The sequence below is a fragment of the Paenibacillus cymbidii genome (assembly GCF_004764705.1).
In the GTDB taxonomy this organism is placed as follows: Bacteria; Bacillota; Bacilli; order Paenibacillales; family NBRC-103111; genus Paenibacillus_AN; species Paenibacillus_AN cymbidii.
The window spans coordinates 144,869-163,632 of the sequence record NZ_SHLX01000006.1 but is presented as its reverse complement, the minus strand read 5'-3'; the positions used below and the strand labels follow the sequence as shown (position 1 = coordinate 163,632).

The following is an 18,764-nucleotide window of genomic DNA, read 5'->3' as shown; positions in this document are numbered from 1 at the left end:
TTCCGGCTCCCGGTCAGCGGGAGGCCGCGACGTACGACTTCAGCGGCAGCTCCTGCTGCAGGTTCGTCACGACAAAATAGTTGAACGGATCGTCGTTCAGTTGGCCAAGCATTTGCCGGCGAAGCGGGCTTGCTCCTTCGAGCTGATGGGGCGCTACCGTGTGGTAGTCGAGCGGACGCATCCATACGTAGCTGTAGCCCATAAACAGCTGCCGTCGCGACATGTTCGACAGATTGGGGGCGGCGGCGTGCCATACATTTTGCGCGAACAGGAAGGCGTCTCCCGGGTTGCCGCACATTTGCACTTCGCCGACCAGGTTTTCGGTGCTGCCTACCTGACGCTGCGGGGTATACGGGGCGTTGCCGCTGCCGGGCACCAGTTTCGTGTTGCCGCGATCGGGTCCTGACATGTCGCTCAGGAAATAGCATATTTTCAAATAAAACAGCGGGGTGACGCCGCCAACGGACGGGAAGCCGGGAACGGGACCGTCCTGGTGCCAGCCGACCGAGTTTTTGGTGGATGGCGGCTCTGCGGCGTTCGGATTCGGATGCCGGACCGTCAGGTGGGACAAGCTCAGCTGAATGTTGTATCCCAGCGTGTTGGCCAGGATGGGGAGGACGGCTTCGTCGTCCATCAGGTCGGCGATGTCGGGATGGCGGGAAACCGCGTTGCGGATATCGTACCGCAAGCTGGCCGGCTCCTCGGCGACGACCTGGTCGATCGCGCGATTGAGGAGCGCGACTCTTTCCGCAGACAGCAATCCTTCGATTTTGACGTACCCCGTCTCTTGAAACGTGTTGATGATAGCCTTGTAATCCCGTGTCGGACTGCCCATGCTTCCCTCTCCTTTGTGCCTTGAAGTGGTTGTCGCGATCGCCGCAGCGCCTGCTCCGGTCGGATCGGGCTTGCTGCTTTGATGGTAGCACCTTTCGCCGGAAGGGACGAAGGACAGATTTACGTTTCTCATGGGACGATATTAACGGATTGGCACGAGGGGGGAGAAGCACGGGTGTTGGAGCGTCAGGCGGCGCGCTTTGGCGGGGCGGTTGCACGGCGAGGAAGTTGCGCGAGGGTCGGTGCCGTGCGGAGAGAGGTAGCGGGAAGGCGCGGCTTTGCAAATAGGCCATGAAAAATGGCTTATTCGCGGCTTTTTCCTTTGTTCATCGAAAATAGTCAGTGAAAACACTGGTTATTTCTCTTGAATGGCCTCCAAACGGCGGTTTTCAGCCAAATAGCCAGTGAAATCACTGGCTATTTTCTGGCTGCAGGCCATTTTTGGCAAAATAGGCCATGAAAAATGGCTTATTTTCGGAATAGCTTTTTTCGAGGTGACCGGGGTGGTGGTTAACCGGATACGCCCACGATCGTCTGCCGCTTCTACCAGTTCGTCCAGCCGCCGTCCACCATCAGGTTGTGGCCGGTAATGTAGCGCGACGCTTCGGAAGCCATGAACACGATCGGGCCTTTCATGTCGATCTCGTCGGCCATGCGGCCGAGAGGCGTGTGTTTGTTGTAGTTGGACAGGAAAGGCTCCGGCTGGTCGGTGTAGAAGCCGCCCGGGCTGATGCAATTGACGCGGATGCCTTGCGGCCCGTAGAAGTTGGCCAAATATTTGGTCAACCCGACCATGCCCCATTTTTCAAAGGTATAATGCAGCGGGCTCGTCATATCGGTTCCCTCGTAAACGTGGAAGGAAGGACCGACGGCGCCCTGGATCGACGCGATGTTGATGATGTTGCCGCCGCCTTGCTCGCGCATGTGCGGCACGACTTCCTTGCACATCAGGAACAGGCCGGTCGAGTTGACGCGGGCGATGCGCTCCCAGTTTTCGGCCGTTTCCTCCTCGAGCTTCTTGCCGCCGCGCGCCACGGCGTTGTTGACCAGGATGTCGAGCTTGCCGTAGCGTTCGACGACCGCCTGCACGACCGCCCGAATCGACGCTTCGTCGGACAAATCGAGCTCCATCGCATCGGCAGCCAGCCCGCGCTCGCGGAATTCGGCGACCGCGGCGCCGATCTTGTCGATGCTGCGCGCGGCGATGACGACGGTGGCGCCGGCTTCCAGCAGCCCTTCGCTGATCGGCTTGCCGAACAAGCCGTAGCCGCCGGTGACGAGCGCGATTTGGCCATCCAGCCGGAACAGTTGATTCGTTTGCATAAGTTACGCCTCCGCTCGTGTCAGCATATAGAGAAAATGGTTTTTGCCGACGCGCGGCGTTCCCGTCAGCATGATGACGACGCCGTCGCCGCATGCGGTGACCGCTTGCTTCTCGGTGCCGTCCCAATCGTAGATGGCGCCGATTCGTTCGCCTTCCGCCACGGTGTCCAGCAGCTTCGCTTCCGGGATGAAGAAGCCTTCCACCTCCGATTCGACGGAAAAATCGAAATTGCCGTCGCCGGCGATGCGCCATTTGACCGGTCGCGGCGGTTGGGAGAGCGCTTCGCGCAAATCGTCCGGAACGGCGCCAGCCGCATCTCCTTCCGGCAAAATGCCTAGATGCCGCATCAGCCGGTAAGCCCCCTCGCGGTAATGCAATTCTTCCTCTTCACGGATGCGCAGCCCGCCGAAGCCTTCCGTGTACAGCCAGGGCACGCCGAGCTCCGTCGCCGATGTCACCGTGCGCCCGGGATTGACTTCCGGATGGGCCCACAGCACTTCCATCCCGAACGCTTCGGCCGCCGCCCGGCTGCGCCGACCGACTTCCGAGCCGTCGTTGTGGTAGTAGCCGACGAGCTCGGGAACGGCGTAGTTCGTACCGCCGCTGTGCAGGTCGAGCAGAAAATCGGCATGGCGGATGAACCGCTCGCGCAGATGATAAGCAAGCCGCTGCGTGATCGTGCCGTCCGGATCGCCGGGGAAAACGCGGGCGAGGTTGCAGCCGTCTTCCGGCGTCGAACGCGTGATGCCGTCATAAGCCAGCATGTTGACGACGGGGACGACAACGACTGTGCCGCGAATATGCGCGGGCTGCAAGTCGCGGATCAGCCGGATCGCCGTATGCACGCCTTCGTACTCGTCGCCGTGCACGGCCGCGATGACGAGCAGGGTCGGTCCCGGGGCAGCGCTGCGGACTACATGCGCGGGCAATGTCGTGCGCAAGCCGTTGCCGTCGCCGAATGTCAGCGTGACGCTCGTTTTGGAGTCTGGCGGCAGCGCGCCAAGCTCGAATGCCGTAATATCCATCGATGCCATAACGGCATCACCTCCGCTTTTATGAAGTAGCCTGACGCTACACGATGCTGTGCGGACCGCCGGGCCGCCCGAACGCGGCCAGCGCCTGCGCGATTGCGATTCCGCCGCCGCGCAATACCGGATGCAGATGGCCGGGCAGCAGGACGTCGACGTCGTATTCCGCCAGCAGTCGTATGGAGCGCTCCAGCGCCGCCATCGAAAAATCCGGCGACCGCAGCGCCGCGATATACCCGCCGGCGAACACGGTATCGCCGCAGAAGAGCGCCTTCAGCTCGGGGCAATAGAAGCTCAGCATGTCCGCGCTATGCCCGGGGGTGGCGATCGCTTCCAGCGACAGATCGCCGATCCGCAAGCTTTCGCCGGGGGCAATCGGGAGCACCGGGCAAGCATCCAGCCGGCAATCCGGCGGATAAACGCCGGCGATCCGCGCCCCCGCCAGCCCGTTCGCTTCTTCGTCGCCGGCTTCCACAATGGCGGCCGTCAGCGACGAGGAGACGACGACGGCGCCGGTTGCGGCGCGCAGGCGCAAAGCGCCGCCGGCATGGTCCTGGTGCGCGTGCGTCAGCAGCACCGTCCGCACGCCGGCGGGGGAGAAGCCGGCTCGTTCCAGCTCGGCGAGCAGCGCAGGGACGCCGTAGCCGGTGCCGCAGTCGATGATGGCTTGCGCGTCCCCGCCGTCAAGCAAATACACGTTGCAGTCGAGCTCGTGGCTCGCATTCATGCCGAGCAGACCGCTGCCCAGCAGGTGGATGCGGTCGCGCAGCTTCATGGCGTCTCCGGCGCAAGCCGCACCGGCAGTCCTTCCGCGCACGAGCGCATGACGGCGTCGGCGATAAGGACGACGCGCAGCGCATCTTCCGCGGGCAAGATCGGCGACGTCCGAAGGCCTTCCTGCACGCATTCGATGAAGTGCTTCAATTCGGAATAAAGCGGTCCTTCCAGCTTGCCGTATATGTCGCGCAATCCGTACAGGTAAGGCACTTCGTCGCGGGTTTCGGTGCATACGCGCAGCGATCCGTCGGGATGGCCGAACGAAATCACACCGCCGTCGCCGACGACATGAGTCAGTTGGTCCTGGTGGGCCGGCCAGCCGTTTGGCGTCATCCAGTTGCTGTCGATCACCGCAGTTGCGCCATTTGCAAATGTCAGCATCGTCCAGACGAGATCTTCGCCTTCGGCGGAAGACGACGATTTGGCGTAAACCTCCACCGGCATTTCGCCCATGTACCAGAGCACCTGGTCGATGTCGTGGATGCCGAGCGTATAAATCGCGGGAGTCCGCTTGTAAATGTGAAAATATTGCCGCCCGTCGCTGCGCCGCGCATAGATGGAGCGGACGCGGCCGATCGTGCCGTTCGCGATCGCCGTTTTCATCTGCAGATAGCGCGGGTCGAAGCGGGTAACGTGGCCGACCATCAGCAGGGTGCCGCGTTCGGCCGCCGCGTCGACCATGCGCCGCGCTTCCGCGGGCACCGTCGCCAGCGGTTTCTCGACGAATACGGCGCATCCGGCGGCGATCCCGGCCATCACCGTTTCGGTGTGGAGCGTTTCCGGGGTCAACACGACAAGCGCGTCGAGCGTTTCATTTTGCAGCATGAGACCGGGATCCGTATAAGCTTGACAGCCGAAATCGGCGGCGACTTGCCGCGCCGTCTCTTCGCGAATATCGCAGACGGCCGCGACGCGCGCGCCGGGGATTTGCCGGTAGCATTGCAGATGCAATTGAGCGAATCGTCCGAGACCGACGATGCCCAGTCGAACTTCCTTCATGCGGGTGGCCTCCTTTTTGCGTTGGAAAAGCAGTCGGGCCGCCGGGCAGCCTTCGTTCCCGCAGCGGCTACATGCCGTCGGCTTCGATAAAAGGCACCTGTGCGCTTTCGGTCATCGTGCGGATTCGTTGCACATCCTTGAAACCGGCGCCGGAGATGACAATGACGACGTTGTCCTCTTTGCCGATCATGCCGTCGCGCGCGGCTTTGGCCGCCCCGGCCAGGCCGATGGCGCCGGCCGGTTCGCAGAAGATGCCCTCGTCGGCGGCCAGCCGCTCCTGCCAGTGCCAGGTGTCCTCGTCCTGCAGAGCATCTGCAAAGCCCCGGCTTTCCTTAAGCGCGGCAAAAACGAGATCCGCATCGGGCGGACTGGGCACCTGGATGCCGGAAATCAGCGACGTGGAGCCGCCCGGCAGCGGTTTGCCGAGCCCTTGCTTCCAGGCGTTCGCGAGATTGGCGCAGCCGGCCGACTGGCAGGCTGCCATGCGCGGCAGCCGGGCGAGCGAGCCTTCGGCATGCAGTTCGGCGAAGCCTTTATGAATGCCGGCGAACAAGCCGCCGCCGCCGACCGGAACGAACACCGCGTCCGGCGCTCCGAGCTGCTCGTGGATTTCGCAGGAAATCGTTTTGACCGCTTCCATGGCAAGCGGAGCATAGGCAAAAGCGGTGACCGCCGGCTCCCAGTTGTTCGCTTTAGCCTTGGCCAACACGGTTTCAAACACTTGCGTGCCGATGTGCGGGTCGAACCCCATCCCTTTCACGCGGTACACCTCAGCCCGGTGAACGAGAATTTGTTCCAGCTTGGACGGTACGATATTTTCCTGCACATAAACATGGTACGGAATGCCGGCCCGGGCCGCATAGGCGGCAATCGAGGCGCCGGCGTTGCCGGACGTGGTGCCGATGCAGGCGGTTTTGCCGTGCTCGCGCGCGAGCGACAGCATCATGGCGGCGATGCGGTCTTTGTAGGAGCCTGTCGGGCTCAGCGATTCCAGCTTAAAATAAAGATTCGGGATGCCGATCGTTTCCCCGATGCGGCAGCTGCGCACGAGCGGCGTGTGCCCTTCGCCGAGCGTGATGCGATGCTGCTCGGCGATGCGGGGCAGCCGCTCCGCGTACGACCAGATGCCCGTTCCGCGAGTTTGGGCGCTCATCGGTCAAATCTCCGCCACATAGCGCTCGATCGTGGCCGCGATGCGTTCCACCGTCGCCATATGCTGCGGGCCGAGCGGCTCGATCGGCAGGCGCGGCGCGCCGATATCGACGCCGCGCAAGGCGATGATATGCTTGAGGGCCGCATAAATCGGCACGGAAAGCATATCGGCAATGATTTCGTTGACGCGGAACTGCCACCGCGCCGCTTCGTCGATGTCGCCTGCGGTGTAGCACCGCTCGATCTTCACGAACAGTTCGGGCATCGCGCCGTAGGTGCCGCCGATGCCGCCGCATGCACCCATGACGCGTCCGGCGACATATTGTTCGTCCGGCCCGTTGAACACGACGAAGTTGTCGCCGCCGAAGCGTTTGAATTGCTGCAGCTCGTAGGAGCTGGATGTGGTGATTTTGAGGCCGACGACTTGGTCGTGGGCGACCATTTCCTTAAACAGCGACGTTGACAGGTTGAAGCCTGTCGTACCCGGAATGTGGTAAATGATGAAAGGCAGCTTGGTTGCTTCGATCATGGCTAGCCAGTGATTTTTGACCCCTTGGTCGGACGGCCGGTAATAGAACGGCGGGATCGAGGAAATCGCGTCGACGCCGAGCTGTTCGGCATGTTTGGCCAGTTCCACGCTCTCCCGCGTCGTGATGGCGCCGATGTGGGCGATGATTTGCAGCTCGTCGGCGCATTCCTTGACGACGGTTTCGAGCACAAGCTTGCGTTCTTCTTTCGTTTGCAGCATGCCTTCGCCGGTGCTGCCGCCGACGTACAGGCCGCGAATGCCGGTGGTCTTCAAGTATCGCACCAGATTGGCGATCGCTTCGGGGGAAACTTCCCCTTCCTTGTCGTAGCAAGCAGGCATTGCCACATAAACACCGTAAAATTTGTCCGTGTTGAACGTTGTCATCGTTTTTGCCTCCGTATCGAGTTAAAAGTAATATGGTAATACCACTGTGAAGAGTGGGAATGCTGAATAGAGCAGCGTAAGGTGGCGAAGGGTGTGTGAGACGTGAGAGCCGCAAGTTCCGCAAGTTTCGCAAGTTCCGCAAGAGCTAACCCCGATTAGAGTTTGTTGGAGAAGCCTTGCCTTTTGCTCTGCCCTTTGCAGCTCGCTTACCTTGGTCCCCCCGCCGGATCTCCAGACTTCGCTATCCCGCCAAACTGACCGCAAACCATCCCTCGTTAAACTAGTCAAGCAAGTAGCCATTATATACGGCGTAACAGCAGGATCCAGCGCGCCACATCGCAAAATAGCCCGCAAAAAATGGCTTATTTGCTCCATTCAGACCGCTTTCTCGGAAATAGCCAGTGATATCATTGGCTATTTCATTCGAACAGCCCCAAAATCGAGCTTTTCTGCCGGATAGCCAGCGAAAACACTGGCTATTTTGCAGGTGCAGGGTATTTTTAGCCAAATAGCCCATAAAAAATGGCTTATTTCGAAAGGCATCTATTCAGTGGCAGGCCAGCGACCGCCATGCTGCAGGATATGGTACAATCGCGGGCGGCTGCAGCCTCAGCTGCGCCAGTGAGCAGCTGATGGCCGGCAAGGCGACTCAACTGTCCGCGTCTGTGCCCAGCCCATCGGCCACAACGATCAGATGGCGGTGCATCGCCGCTTTGGCGCCTTCGGTGTCCTTGCGGGCGATAGCGGCAGTAATTTGCTCGTGCTCCTTCAGCGTGTTGAGCGAATTTTCCTTGTTCGCAAGCCGGGTGCGCCGCGTTTCTCGCAGAAACGCCGTTACTACTTCGCTAAGCTCATGAAACGTCGTGTTGCCGGTAAGCTCGAACAGCGAGCGGTGAAAGCCAAGGTCGCTTTCGACCACGGAATGCCCGTTCTCAATTGCGTCCGCCAACCGGCGGTTCCAGACGGCGAGCGACTCCACCGTATGCTCGTCGAAGCGGGCGATCGCCAGCTCGATGGCTGCCTTCTCCAGCATGATGCGGGTTTCCAGCAGTTCCTTCATGCGTTTGACGTCTTTCGTCCAGCCGAAGGAAACGTGATCGACAAGCCGGCCGATCGTCGCCTGCGTCACATAAATGCCGTCTCCCGGCTTCAGCTTCAGCACACCGACGGTTTCGAGCGATTTGACCGCTTCCCTGACGACCGTCCGGCTGACGCCGAGCACGGCCATCATTTCCTTCTCGTTCATGAATCGGTCCCCCGCCTGCAATCCTCTCTCGGCAATCAGATGACGAATGCGATCCATGGCGATATCTTTCATGCTCATGCGAGTGACGGGTTGGAGCGGGTTCATACAATCACCTCGATCTCACTCATAATATGGTCTTACCAAAATCCTAAACGAAAAAAGAAGCGCGGTCAACGGTTTTTTTGCATGCCGTTGTGGTTTCCTTTGTTTATGTATATTCATCGGCGCGTGGAGCAAGTCCGCTCTTGCCTGCCCCGACGATGTCAGGCAAAGGGCCTTGTCTACTTAGAAAAACCTATCGATTCCTCGGCGATGGTAATCAGACTACACTTGTGGCTACGAGGGGAGGCTATAGGTTTTCTGCTCTGGATTCGGCTGAGGTGGATGATTGGTTGGTCTGCTCTGGATTCAGTCGAGGTGGATAATTAGTTGAACTGCTTTGGACTTGGCTGAGGTGGGTGATTGTTGGTCTGTTCTGGACTCGGTTGAGGAGGGTGACTGGTTGTCTCTTCTGGATTCGACTCGGGGCGGGGGAGTGGATGATGCGCGAAATGTTGTATAAAGTGCAACTTCTGAATGCTCTAACCTGCTTGCGGAGCAATATTGTTGCATGTTGTGCAGGATTTTTTGATAAAAGAGGCCTTTTCGCGGAAATACCGCATTAAATGCTGCACAAATTACAACAATTGACTTATTGAGGTAGCGAACTGGCAGCAATTGTTGCAGAAAATGCAGCATTACCGCTGCATTCGGCGGAGGGGACCGCGATGTTCAGTAGAATCATTCCGCAGTAAGGCTGAAAATCATGAAAATCAGCCTTATTTCGCTCGCAGCTCGCCGAGACGTACCGCTGCAGCGCAGGAAACCTGCGCTAAACGCGCCGCGAGCGCCCCGCGCGGCCGCTGCAGCGCAGGAAACCTGCGCTAAACGCGCTGCAAGCGCCTCGCGCAGCCGCTGCAGCGCAGGAAACCTGCGCTAAACGCGCTGCAAGCGCCTCGCGCAGCCGCTGCAGCGCAGGAAACCTGCGCTAAACGCGCCGCTGGCGCCTCGCGCAGCCGCTGCAGCGCAGGAAACCTGCGCTAACCGCGCCGTGAGCGCCCCGCGCGGCCACTGCAGCGCAGGAAACCTGCGCTAACCGCGCCGTGAGCGCCCCGTGCAGCTGCTGCAGCGCAGGAAACCTGCGCTAATCGCGCCGCAAGCGCCTCGCGCAGCCGCTGCAGCGCAGGAAACCTGCGCTAACCGCGCCGCTACGCCCCCGCTTCGCCGGCCTCGCCGGAGGCGGCTTCCTCCGGCGCCGGTTCCGCCGGTGCATCTGCCGCCGGCTTGGCGCTTTTTGCGCCGGCGAGCAGATGCTCCTGCAGCAGGTCTAGCGTTTGGCCGCGCTTGCCGGCCTTGAGCAGCTCAACCAGCTTGCGGTGCTCGCGCAGCGTCTTCTTCTTGTTGTCCGGCGCCAGCTCTTCCGGCGAGTCGTTCGACCCCAGCAGGGCGAAGTAGCCGTCGATGACATCCGTCAGCTGGACCAGATAAGGATTGTCCGAAAGCGCAATCAGCTTGCGGTGGAACTCGAGGTCGAGCCGGCCGAATTCGCCGCTCGTTTCCGCTCCGCCGGCTTCTTCGACGATACGCAGCAGCGGCTCGAGCTCCTTGCTCTTGACCTTGCCGACGATGCGCACGATCGCCGCCTGCTCCAGCGCGGCGCGGAATTCGAGCAAGTGCCGGCGCCGCTCCTTGTCGTTGCCGGAGATGAACATCATCTCCTGGAACAGCCGCGACAAGCTCTGCTCCTTGACGAACACGCCGCGCCCCTGGCGTTTGTCGACAAGGCCAAGCGTCTCCAGGTGGCTCAGCGATTCGCGCACGACCGGCCGGCTGACGGCCAGCGTTTCCGCCAGCTTGCGTTCCGGAGGCAGCCGGTCGCCCGGCTGCAGCCCGCTCTGGACAATATACTCCTTGATCCTGTCGCTGACCATCCTGCTGAGCGCCTTGAAATCTTCCGCCTGTGGCTGCATGCTTCATCCCTCCAAAAGGTGGCGTTTATCCGACCCGATGCGGCTAGGCTCGCCGCCGACAGCTCGTCCTTCCCGGCCGGGCGCTTTCGCCGGCTACTCCGGCAAGCCGAGCGTTGCGGCAATACGCCGCAGAATCATGTCGTGACCTTGCTGCTTGAAATGAATCGAATCAAAAAACCAGTCTTGCAAATCTTCTCCCGAAGCGTGCAACGCTTCGATATCCGCCGCCGCATCGGCAAGCGGAAGATCGTGCGCTTCCGCAAGGCGGTGCAACGCCGCCGTAAACTCGGCGAACGTATGCGCCAGCTTGGAGCCGTCCCACGGCTGCGGCCAGCCGTACGTTTGTACGCCGGCGACGGACAGCGGACCGCTTGTCCACAGGACCGTCTGGCCGCCGTCTTCCTTCACCCGGGCGACGATCGCATTCATCGCGGCTTCGTAGTCGGCCAGCGGGAGGCCGTTTTTCCAATCGTTGATGCCAAAATTGAGGATCACGTAATCCGGCCGGTGCGGCGCGACTTTCTCCGCATAAGCTTCGAGCCCGCGGGGAGCGGTCCAGCCGCCGACCCCTTCGTTAAACACGGCCGCTTGCGCATTGCGGGCCGCCACAACATCGCGCAGCATCGATGCCCACGAGCCGGTAATGAGGGAAGAGTCGTAGCCGCGGTCGCGCGCCTCGTACCAGCCTTCGGCAACGGAGCCGTAAGTCCAGCTGTCTCCGTAGGCGACGATCGTCAGTTTGTCTTGCCGCTCCATGCTTTGTTTAAACGTTTCGATGAACCCGATTCCCGGCATGTCCGTTTTCCTCGCTTCATTTTCCAGGTTTGTCTTTTTGAGCATAACCGAATGTCCCGTTCCGGCGCAAGGACCAAACAGGCGGGAGTCCAGACGTGGCGCGCCCGGGCGGAAAATATGTCTTAGACAGACGCCCCGGGTCTATGATATAGTGGGGGTAGTTATGAAACATAAGTTTTATTTGATGAAACCTTAATGGATGAGGTGGCAAATGATTAACCAATCGGAGCTCATTCAAACGCTGGATACGCCGGCCGTCGTCATCGATCTGGACGCGCTTGACGGCAATCTGCGGCGGACGGCGGAGCGCGCGGCAAGGAGCGGCGTGAAGCTGCGCCCGCACACGAAAACGCACAAAAGCGTCTGGGTCGCAAAAAAACAGCTGGAATACGGAGCCTGCGGCATCACGGTGGCGAAGCTCGGCGAAGCGGAAGTGATGGCGGCGGCGGGGATCGACGACATTTTGCTGGCGTACCCGATCGTCGGCAAACGCAAGCTGGAGCGTCTCGGCAAGCTGCTCGGCATCGCCCGCATCACGGTCAGCACCGACAATTATGAGGTGGCGCAAGGCATTTCCGAGCTGGGCGTATCGCTTGGCAAACGCATTCCGCTTTACGTCGACGTCAATACCGGCCTTGGCCGGCTCGGCAAGGAGCCGGGAGCGCCGACAGCCGATCTGGTCGAGCGGATCGCGTCGCTGCCGGGCGTCGAAGTGACCGGCCTGATGACGCATTCGGGCCATGCTTACGGCAAGGGCAGCGAAGAGGAAATTTTGGCCGTTGCGATTCATGAGGCGCAGAGCCTGCTGACGACCAAAGAACTGCTCCGCCAGCGCGGCATCGACGTCCGCGAAGTGAGCGTCGGTTCGACGCCGACGTCCAAGTTCGCCCTGCAGCTGCCGCCGGGCGTCACCGAAATGCGGCCGGGCGCCTACGTTTACGGCGACGTTTCGCAGCTCGTGACCCATACGATGGAGGAGTCGCAATGCGCGATGCGCGTGTTCGCCACGGTGGTCGGTTTGCCGCGTCCCGGCACGGTCGTTATCGACGCCGGTTCGAAGACGCTGACGACGGACGTGAACGGCGCGCGCAAAGGCTACGGCTTGCTGCCGGCTCATCCGGACGTCATCGTCGAGCGGCTGAGCGAAGAGCACGGCAACCTGACGGTGCCGGAAGGCACCCGATTCCACATCGGCGACGTCGTCGAAATTATCCCGAACCATTGCTGCACCGTCACGAATTTGCACGACCGGCTGATCGGCGTGCGCGACGGCCGCGTCGAACGCTACATTCAAGTGGACGGCCGCGGCAAAATCAACTGAACGGCGGCCAGCCCGTGTCCGAGCTTTATTTTACATCCGATGAAAAGAGGGATTTACCCATGTCAGAAGCTATCCGCGTCGGCCAAGCGCCGCAATTTCCGCTCCCGTTCTCGCACGCGATCCGCGCCGGGGAATTCGTTTACGTTTCCGGCCAGGTGGGCGTCGATCCCGTTACCCGCGAGCTGGTCGGCGATTCGGTCGAAGCGCAAACCGAACAATGCATTCGCAACATCGAAATCATTCTCGCCGAATGCGGGCTGACGTTCGACCACGTGATCAAGACGAACGCCTTCCTGTCAAATGGGGCGGACCTGCCGGCTTATAACGAAACCTACGCACGAGTGGTCAAAAATCCATATCCGGCGCGCACGACCGTCGTCTGCGGCATCGGCACGTACAAAATCGAAATCGACGTCGTCGCTTATGCGCCGTCGAAGCGCGGCGAAGCGTAACGCCGGCGCCTTTTCGAAAAGGAGCACGACCATGAATATCGAGGAGCAAGCGGCGATTTCGCAGCGGATCGGGCAATGGGTGGAGACGCACCGGGACGAAGCGATCGAACTGCTGAAGCGGCTCGTGCAAACGACGAGCGTCAACAACCCGCCGACCGGCGACGAGGCGGCGTGCCAGCAGGTGATCGCCGACTGGCTGACGGACGCGGGGGCAACAGCCGAAACGTACGCGCTGGCGGACGTTCCCGGCTTGCAAGAGCACCCGGCGTACATGAGCGGCCGCGACTACAACAACCGCCCGAACGTGATCGGCACGTTCGCGGGCAGCGGCGGCGGGCGTTCGCTGCTGTTTTCCAGCCATATCGATACGGTTTATGAAGGCACCGAAACGTGGACGCACGGGCCGTTCGCCGCGGAAGTCGTCGATGGCCGGCTGTACGGCCGCGGCTCGTACGACATGAAAGGCGGTCTTGCGGCGTCGATGATCGCCGCCAAGGCGCTGCGCGAGCTCGGCATCCGGCTGCGCGGCGACATCCGGATCGAAAGCGTCGTCGACGAAGAGCACGGCGGCGCGAACGGCACGCTGGCCGGCCGGCTGCGCGGCGACAACGCGGACATGGCGGTCATTCCCGAGCCGAGCAACCTGCGCATGTACCCGGCGCATCTTGGCGGAGGCATCTGGCGCGCATCGTTCACCGGCCGCAGCGGCATCGCCTGGGGCGGCGAGAAGCTGGTCAGCGCGCTGGAGGCGACGGTCGACTTCGCCCGGCTCGTCCGCGAGTTCGGCGAATTCCGCAAGCGCCGCGACACGCCGCCCGCCTGGTGGCAGAACGGAAGCAAGCCGGCCGAGGTGGCGATCATGAGCATTTCGTCGGGCGATCATGCCCGCGAGCTGCAGGAGAAGGTGCCGGCGACGGGCGAGCTGAGCTTCTGGATCGAAGGCTACCCGGGCCAAACCGGCGACGAACTGCTCGCGGACTTGATGGCGTATTATGAAACGCGGCTCGACAATTATCCGGCGCTGCGATCGTGCCGGCCGACGATCGTGCCGCTGATCCGTTACTTGAGCGCAAGCGAAATGCCGGCGGATGAGAGGACGGCCGAATTTTTGAGCATCGCCCGCGCGGCGGGCTCACGCGCTATCGGCAGCGAGCCGCTGCCGGACGTGGGCGCGCCGTTTGCCTGCGACGGCTTCATGTTTCACTTGTACAGCGCGACTCCGGCGCTCATTCTTGGCCCCGAAGGCGCGAATGCGCATGCCCCGGACGAATATATCGACCTCGACAGTTATTTGAAGCTCATTCGCTGGTACGCGGAAATGGCGGTCGACTGGTGCGGCTTGCAGAGCGACTGACGCCGGAAGCGACGGGAGGGCGGCGGTTCGATGCCGCCAGCCGGTCGCACAAGGCGCGATTCAGACAGGAGGAGTAACGGCTCATGGCACAACAATCTTTGCGCATTGCGGTGGCCGGCATTTTGCACGAAACGAATTCTTTTGCGCCGGATCTGACCACAATGGCCAATTTTGCCGGCGAGCGGGTGTCGAACAACGAAGAGTTCGCGGCCCGGTACGCCGGCACGCGCACGTCGATGGGCGGCGTGCTCGACGCTGCAGCGGAGCGCGGCCTGACGCTTGTATCCGGCATTTATACCGCGGCGACGCCGAGCGGCATGGTCGAACAGGCAACGATCGAAACGCTGTTCGAGCAAGTAACCGCTTCCGTCGACGAAACGGTCGACGGGCTGGTCATCATCATGCACGGCGCGATGGTGGCGCAAGGCTATCCCGACGTCGAAGGCGCCTTCCTGCGCCGGCTGCGCGACCGCTTCGGCGACAAGCTGCCGATCGCGATGACGCTCGATCTGCACGGCAACGTCAGCCGCGAGATGGTGGAGCTCGCCGATATTATCGTCGGCTACGATACGTATCCGCACGTCGACATGTACGAACGCGCCGTGGAAGCGGTCGGGTTGCTCGAACGCACGATCCGCGGCGAAATCAGGCCGACGCGCGCTCTGGCCCAGCCGGGTTTGATCGTCATCCCGCAATCGATGCTGACGACGGAAGCCGGCATTATGAAAGAACTGCTGGACGAAGCCTTTGCGATCGAGGCGGACGAACGCGTGCTCAACGTGACGGTCATTGGCGGTTTCCCGTACAGCGACGTGGAAGACGCGGGCATTTCGTTCGTCGTAACGACGAACGACGATCCGCAGCTGGCGCGGGACTACGCGGACCGGCTGGCGGCCCGGGCGTGGGACAACCGCGAGCGGTTCCTGCTGCAGTTCCAGCCGCCGGAAGCGGCGGTTGCCGAGGCGTTGGCGCAGCCGGAAGGCCCGGTCATCCTCGTCGAAGGCGCCGACAATGTCGGCGGCGGCGCTCCGGCGGATGCGACGCACGTGCTGCGCCATCTCGTGAACGCGCCGAAAAAAAGCCTCGTCGTCGTCTACGACCCGGCGGCAGCGGCGGAAGCGCACCGCCTCGGCATCGGCGGGTCGTTCAGCGGCGCCGTAGGCGGCCATAGCGGCGAACTGCACGGCGAACCGGTCGCCATCAGCGGCAAGGTACGGCTGCTGTTCGACGGCAAGTACCGCCATGTCGGGCCGTACATGACGGGCCAGCTCACCGACATGGGGCCGACCGCGGTAATCGAATGCGGCAATCTGACGGTGCAGCTGACGTCCAAACGTCAGGCGCCGTGGGATCTCGGCCATATTCGTTATGCGGGGCTGTGGCCGACCGATTTTCACATTATTGTGGTCAAAGCGGCCGTTGCCTGGCGCACCGCCTTCGGCTCGTTTGCCAAACATATCATTCAAGTCGATTCGCCGGGCTGCACGACGTCGAATCTGGAGCATCTGACTTACCGCGAGCTGCGCCGGCCGATTTATCCGCTGGATGGCGATCGTTCTTACTATAAAGGAGGTATTTCCTCATGAGCACTTATACAACTACACAATCGGCAGCGAAATATGCCGAGTCGCAAACGGTATTGGCCGGCGGGGTAGCCAGCTCGCTGCGCGCGGCGATGAAGCCGGTGCCGCTGTTCGCCGAATCCGCTTCCGGCTCGCGCATTCGCGACGTCGACGGCAACGAATATATCGACTACCTGCTAGCTTACGGGCCGCTTATTCTCGGCCACGCCAATCCAAGCTTCAACGCCAAGCTGGCGGAAGCATTGCAACGCGGCGCGACATACGGCCTGCAGCACGAAGGCGAAATCGCGCTGGCCCGCCGGCTGACCGAGCTGCTTCCGGTTGCGGAGAAGGTGGCGCTCAGCGGCTCGGGCACCGAAGCCGTCATGCTGGCGCTGCGCGTGGCGCGCGCCCACACCGGCAAGAAAAAAATCGTCCGCTTCCACGGCCATTACCATGGCTGGTCGGACACGATTTTCACCTCGTTCCCGAGCGCCGACATGCGCCAGTCTTCCGCGGCGGGCGCGGGAGCCGGCAAAGTGCCTCCGGGCACCGGCGGCCAAAGCGAAATCGCGCTGGAGGAAGTGATCCTGCTGCCGTGGAACGATGCGGACGCGCTGGAAGCGGCGCTGCGCGCCGACAACGACATCGCGGTCGTCATCTCCGAAGCGGTCATGTGCAACTCCGGCTGCATCGCGCCGAAGCCGGGCTACCTGGAGCGCATGCGCGAGCTGACGCGCGAGCTCGGCATCGTGATGGTGCTGGACGAAGTCATCACCGGCTTCCGCGTCAATATCGGCGGCGCCCACGCGCGCTTCGGCATCAAGCCGGACCTCGTGACGATCGGCAAAGCGCTCGGCAACGGCATCGGCGTCAGCGCCGTTTGCGGCTCGAAGGAACTGATGGCTCACATCGACAACGGCACGGTCAGCCATCTCGGCACGCTCAACGGCAATTGCGTCGGCACGGCGGCGGCGCTTGCGACGCTTGCCGAGCTGAGCAAGGACGGCGTGTACGAGAAGCTGGAGCGCACCGGCAACGCGGTGCAAAGCGGCATCCGTTCGCTGCTGGCGAAGCACGGCATCAAGGGCATCGTCAACGGCGTCGGCCCGGTGTTCCATATGATGTTTACGAATGAAGAGAAAGTGGAAAACTTCGCGTCGTTCAACAAACGCGACGCCGGCACATACAGCCGCTTCGCCGAGCTGATGCTGGCCGAAGGCGTGCTGGTCCGGCCGAGCGGCCTGTGGTACGTGTCGACGGTGCACACCGACGCGGACGTGGAAGCAACGCTGCAAGCGATCGACCGCGCGCTGGCGAAACTGTAATCGCGAGCGGCGGACTGCCGCTTGGGTCGGTCTATTTTAGAGGGAAAAGGAAGGGTTGCGACTATGAGACTGAAAGGTAAAGTAGCGCTCATCACGGGCGGATCGACCGGCATCGGCAAATCGATTGCCCTGCGCTTCGCACAGGAAGGCGCCCGCGTGGCGATCACCGGCCGCGACCGCGGCATGCTGCAGGAGACCGTCGAAGAGATTGTTGCGGCAGGCGGCGAAGCGATCTGTACGGACGGCGACGTCCAGCATAAGGCGGACGTGCGGCGCATGGTCGACGACGTGTTGGCCAAGTGGGGCACGATCGACGTGCTTGTCAACAATGCGGGGATTTGCAAGCCGGCCGCTTTTCTCGACATTGAGGAAGAGGAATGGGACCGCCACATGGCGATCAACCTCAAGGGCACGTTTCTGTCCGGGCAGGCGGTCGCCCGCGAGATGGTGCGCAAAGGGGTCAAAGGCTCGATCATCAACATGTCGAGCGTCAACGGGCTTGCGGCGGAAGGCGACCAGGCGCATTACAACGCGACCAAGGGCGGCGTCAACCTGCTGACGATGTCGATGGCGATCGAACTGGCGCCGATCGGCATTCGCGTCAATGCGTTGTGCCCGGGTTTTATCGAGACGCGGCTGACGAAGCCGCTGATTGACAATCCGGCGGCGATCGGTCCATACTTAAAGACAATACCGATGGGACGGGTCGGATTGCCGGACGAAATCGCCGACAGCGCGCTGTTCCTGGCATCGGGCGACTCCCGTTACATGACCGGCCATTGCCTGGTCGTCGACGGCGGCCAGTTGATCAAACTGTCCTAAAGAAAGGACCGTGAAGCATGGGCAAAGAACCCGCGGAGAAACAGGAACGTTATACGATTCAGTCGATCGACAAGGCGCTCGACATGATCGAGCTGCTGGCCGAACGCGGCACGCTCAGCCTGATCGAGCTTACCGAGCTGCTCGAGCAGCCGAAGTCGTCGACGTACCGTATCGTGCTGACGCTGGAGAGCCGCGGGTTCATCAGCCGCAGCGAAGAGGACGGCAAATACTGCCTCGGCTACAAGCAGCTGATGATTGCAAAATATTTGCTCGAACGCAACAGTTTCCGCACGTCCGCCCTGCAGGAGATGAAGCGCCTGTCCGAAAAGTACGGCGATTCGGTCAACCTTGGCGTGCTGACGGAAGGCGACATCATGTACGTGGAAATTATCGAAGGCTCCTACGCGCTGCGGATGACGGATACGGTCGGCTCGCGTTCGCCGTTCCATGCGACGGCGATCGGCAAAGCGATTGCCGCCCATCTTTCCGAGGAGCAGGTGCGCGGCATGGTAGCCGAATACGGCCTTAAGCCGTATACGAAGTACACGATCGATACCGCAGAGAAATTCATGGCGGAGATGAAGCGCATCCGCGAGCGCGGGTACGCGATCGACGACCAGGAGAACACGCTCGGGGCCAGGTGCGTTGCCGCTCCGATCTTCAACATGCAGGGCAAGGTGGAGGGAGCGATGAGCATGTCCGGCGCGATGCACCGGTTCGAGCAGGACGCGATGATCGGCATCGTCGCCGACGTCAAGGCCGCTTGCGCGGCCGCTTCCCGCAAGATGGGCTATCACCCCGAAATCGTCGCCATGCAGCAAACCAAATAGTTCGCCGCCATCATTCGT

The 18,764-nt window shown here is 61.7% G+C and carries 17 protein-coding genes; 7 read left to right on the top strand and 10 right to left on the bottom strand.

Going from position 1 to position 18,764, the window contains the following annotated elements; all coding sequences use genetic code 11:
* Positions 1 to 13 precede the first annotated feature (13 nt).
* The 10 genes from EXY20_RS10530 to EXY20_RS10485 form a co-directional block, all read right to left on the bottom strand.
* On the bottom strand, positions 14 to 835 hold the full coding sequence (locus EXY20_RS10530; RefSeq protein ID WP_135550587.1) for a phytanoyl-CoA dioxygenase family protein: 822 nt from the start codon (positions 833 to 835) through the stop codon (positions 14 to 16).
* Positions 836 to 1,377: 542 nt separating this feature from the next.
* Positions 1,378 to 2,157 carry an SDR family NAD(P)-dependent oxidoreductase gene (locus tag EXY20_RS10525; RefSeq protein ID WP_167859149.1) on the bottom strand — a complete coding sequence of 260 codons (780 nt, stop codon included), beginning with the start codon at positions 2,155 to 2,157 and terminating at the stop codon, positions 1,378 to 1,380.
* 3 nt (positions 2,158 to 2,160) lie between these two features.
* Complete coding sequence (locus tag EXY20_RS10520; protein WP_135550585.1) at positions 2,161 to 3,192, bottom strand: succinylglutamate desuccinylase/aspartoacylase family protein; 1,032 nt, start codon at positions 3,190 to 3,192, stop codon at positions 2,161 to 2,163.
* A gap of 37 nt (positions 3,193 to 3,229) precedes the next feature.
* Positions 3,230 to 3,961, bottom strand: coding sequence for an MBL fold metallo-hydrolase (locus EXY20_RS10515; protein ID WP_167859148.1), 732 nt, complete (start codon positions 3,959 to 3,961; stop codon positions 3,230 to 3,232).
* Positions 3,958 to 4,962: a Gfo/Idh/MocA family protein gene (locus tag EXY20_RS10510; RefSeq protein WP_135550581.1), complete on the bottom strand. Its 1,005-nt coding sequence runs from the start codon at positions 4,960 to 4,962 to the stop codon at positions 3,958 to 3,960. Before EXY20_RS10510 ends, EXY20_RS10515 begins: the two co-directional genes overlap by 4 nt.
* 67 nt (positions 4,963 to 5,029) lie before the next feature.
* Positions 5,030 to 6,115, bottom strand: a complete 1,086-nt coding sequence (locus tag EXY20_RS10505) for a pyridoxal-phosphate dependent enzyme (RefSeq protein WP_135550579.1) — start codon at positions 6,113 to 6,115, stop codon at positions 5,030 to 5,032.
* A 3-nt stretch (positions 6,116 to 6,118) separates the two neighbouring features.
* On the bottom strand, positions 6,119 to 7,027 hold the full coding sequence (locus EXY20_RS10500) for a dihydrodipicolinate synthase family protein (RefSeq protein ID WP_135550577.1): 909 nt from the start codon (positions 7,025 to 7,027) through the stop codon (positions 6,119 to 6,121).
* Positions 7,028 to 7,676: 649 nt separating this feature from the next.
* Complete coding sequence (locus tag EXY20_RS10495; RefSeq protein WP_135550574.1) at positions 7,677 to 8,378, bottom strand: FadR/GntR family transcriptional regulator; 702 nt, start codon at positions 8,376 to 8,378, stop codon at positions 7,677 to 7,679.
* A gap of 1,142 nt (positions 8,379 to 9,520) precedes the next feature.
* Positions 9,521 to 10,282, bottom strand: coding sequence for a FadR/GntR family transcriptional regulator (locus EXY20_RS10490; RefSeq protein WP_135550571.1), 762 nt, complete (start codon positions 10,280 to 10,282; stop codon positions 9,521 to 9,523).
* A 93-nt stretch (positions 10,283 to 10,375) separates the two neighbouring features.
* Positions 10,376 to 11,122: an SGNH/GDSL hydrolase family protein gene (locus tag EXY20_RS10485; RefSeq protein WP_135550568.1), complete on the bottom strand. Its 747-nt coding sequence runs from the start codon at positions 11,120 to 11,122 to the stop codon at positions 10,376 to 10,378.
* A 166-nt stretch (positions 11,123 to 11,288) separates the two neighbouring features.
* On the opposite strand from EXY20_RS10485, the gene EXY20_RS10480 reads away from it, so the two are divergent.
* The 7 genes from EXY20_RS10480 (at position 11,289) to EXY20_RS10450 (ending at position 18,746) form a co-directional block, all read left to right on the top strand.
* Positions 11,289 to 12,398, top strand: a complete 1,110-nt coding sequence (locus EXY20_RS10480; RefSeq protein WP_167859147.1) for an alanine racemase — start codon at positions 11,289 to 11,291, stop codon at positions 12,396 to 12,398.
* A 59-nt stretch (positions 12,399 to 12,457) separates the two neighbouring features.
* Positions 12,458 to 12,850 (top strand): RidA family protein, encoded by a 393-nt coding sequence (locus EXY20_RS10475; protein WP_135550564.1) that lies wholly within the window; start codon positions 12,458 to 12,460, stop codon positions 12,848 to 12,850.
* 31 nt (positions 12,851 to 12,881) lie between these two features.
* A complete protein-coding gene (locus tag EXY20_RS10470; protein WP_167859146.1) occupies positions 12,882 to 14,204 on the top strand; it encodes a M20/M25/M40 family metallo-hydrolase in 1,323 nt (440 codons plus the stop codon).
* An 83-nt stretch (positions 14,205 to 14,287) separates the two neighbouring features.
* Positions 14,288 to 15,790, top strand: a complete 1,503-nt coding sequence (locus tag EXY20_RS10465; RefSeq protein WP_235885551.1) for a M81 family metallopeptidase — start codon at positions 14,288 to 14,290, stop codon at positions 15,788 to 15,790.
* Positions 15,787 to 17,094 (top strand): aspartate aminotransferase family protein, encoded by a 1,308-nt coding sequence (locus tag EXY20_RS10460; RefSeq protein ID WP_135550560.1) that lies wholly within the window; start codon positions 15,787 to 15,789, stop codon positions 17,092 to 17,094. Before EXY20_RS10465 ends, EXY20_RS10460 begins: the two co-directional genes overlap by 4 nt.
* Positions 17,095 to 17,157: 63 nt before the next feature.
* Positions 17,158 to 17,916, top strand: coding sequence for an SDR family NAD(P)-dependent oxidoreductase (locus tag EXY20_RS10455; protein ID WP_135550558.1), 759 nt, complete (start codon positions 17,158 to 17,160; stop codon positions 17,914 to 17,916).
* Positions 17,917 to 17,933: 17 nt separating this feature from the next.
* Entirely contained in the window at positions 17,934 to 18,746 is an 813-nt protein-coding gene (locus EXY20_RS10450; protein ID WP_135550556.1) for an IclR family transcriptional regulator, read from the top strand.
* Positions 18,747 to 18,764: the final 18 nt, after the last annotated feature.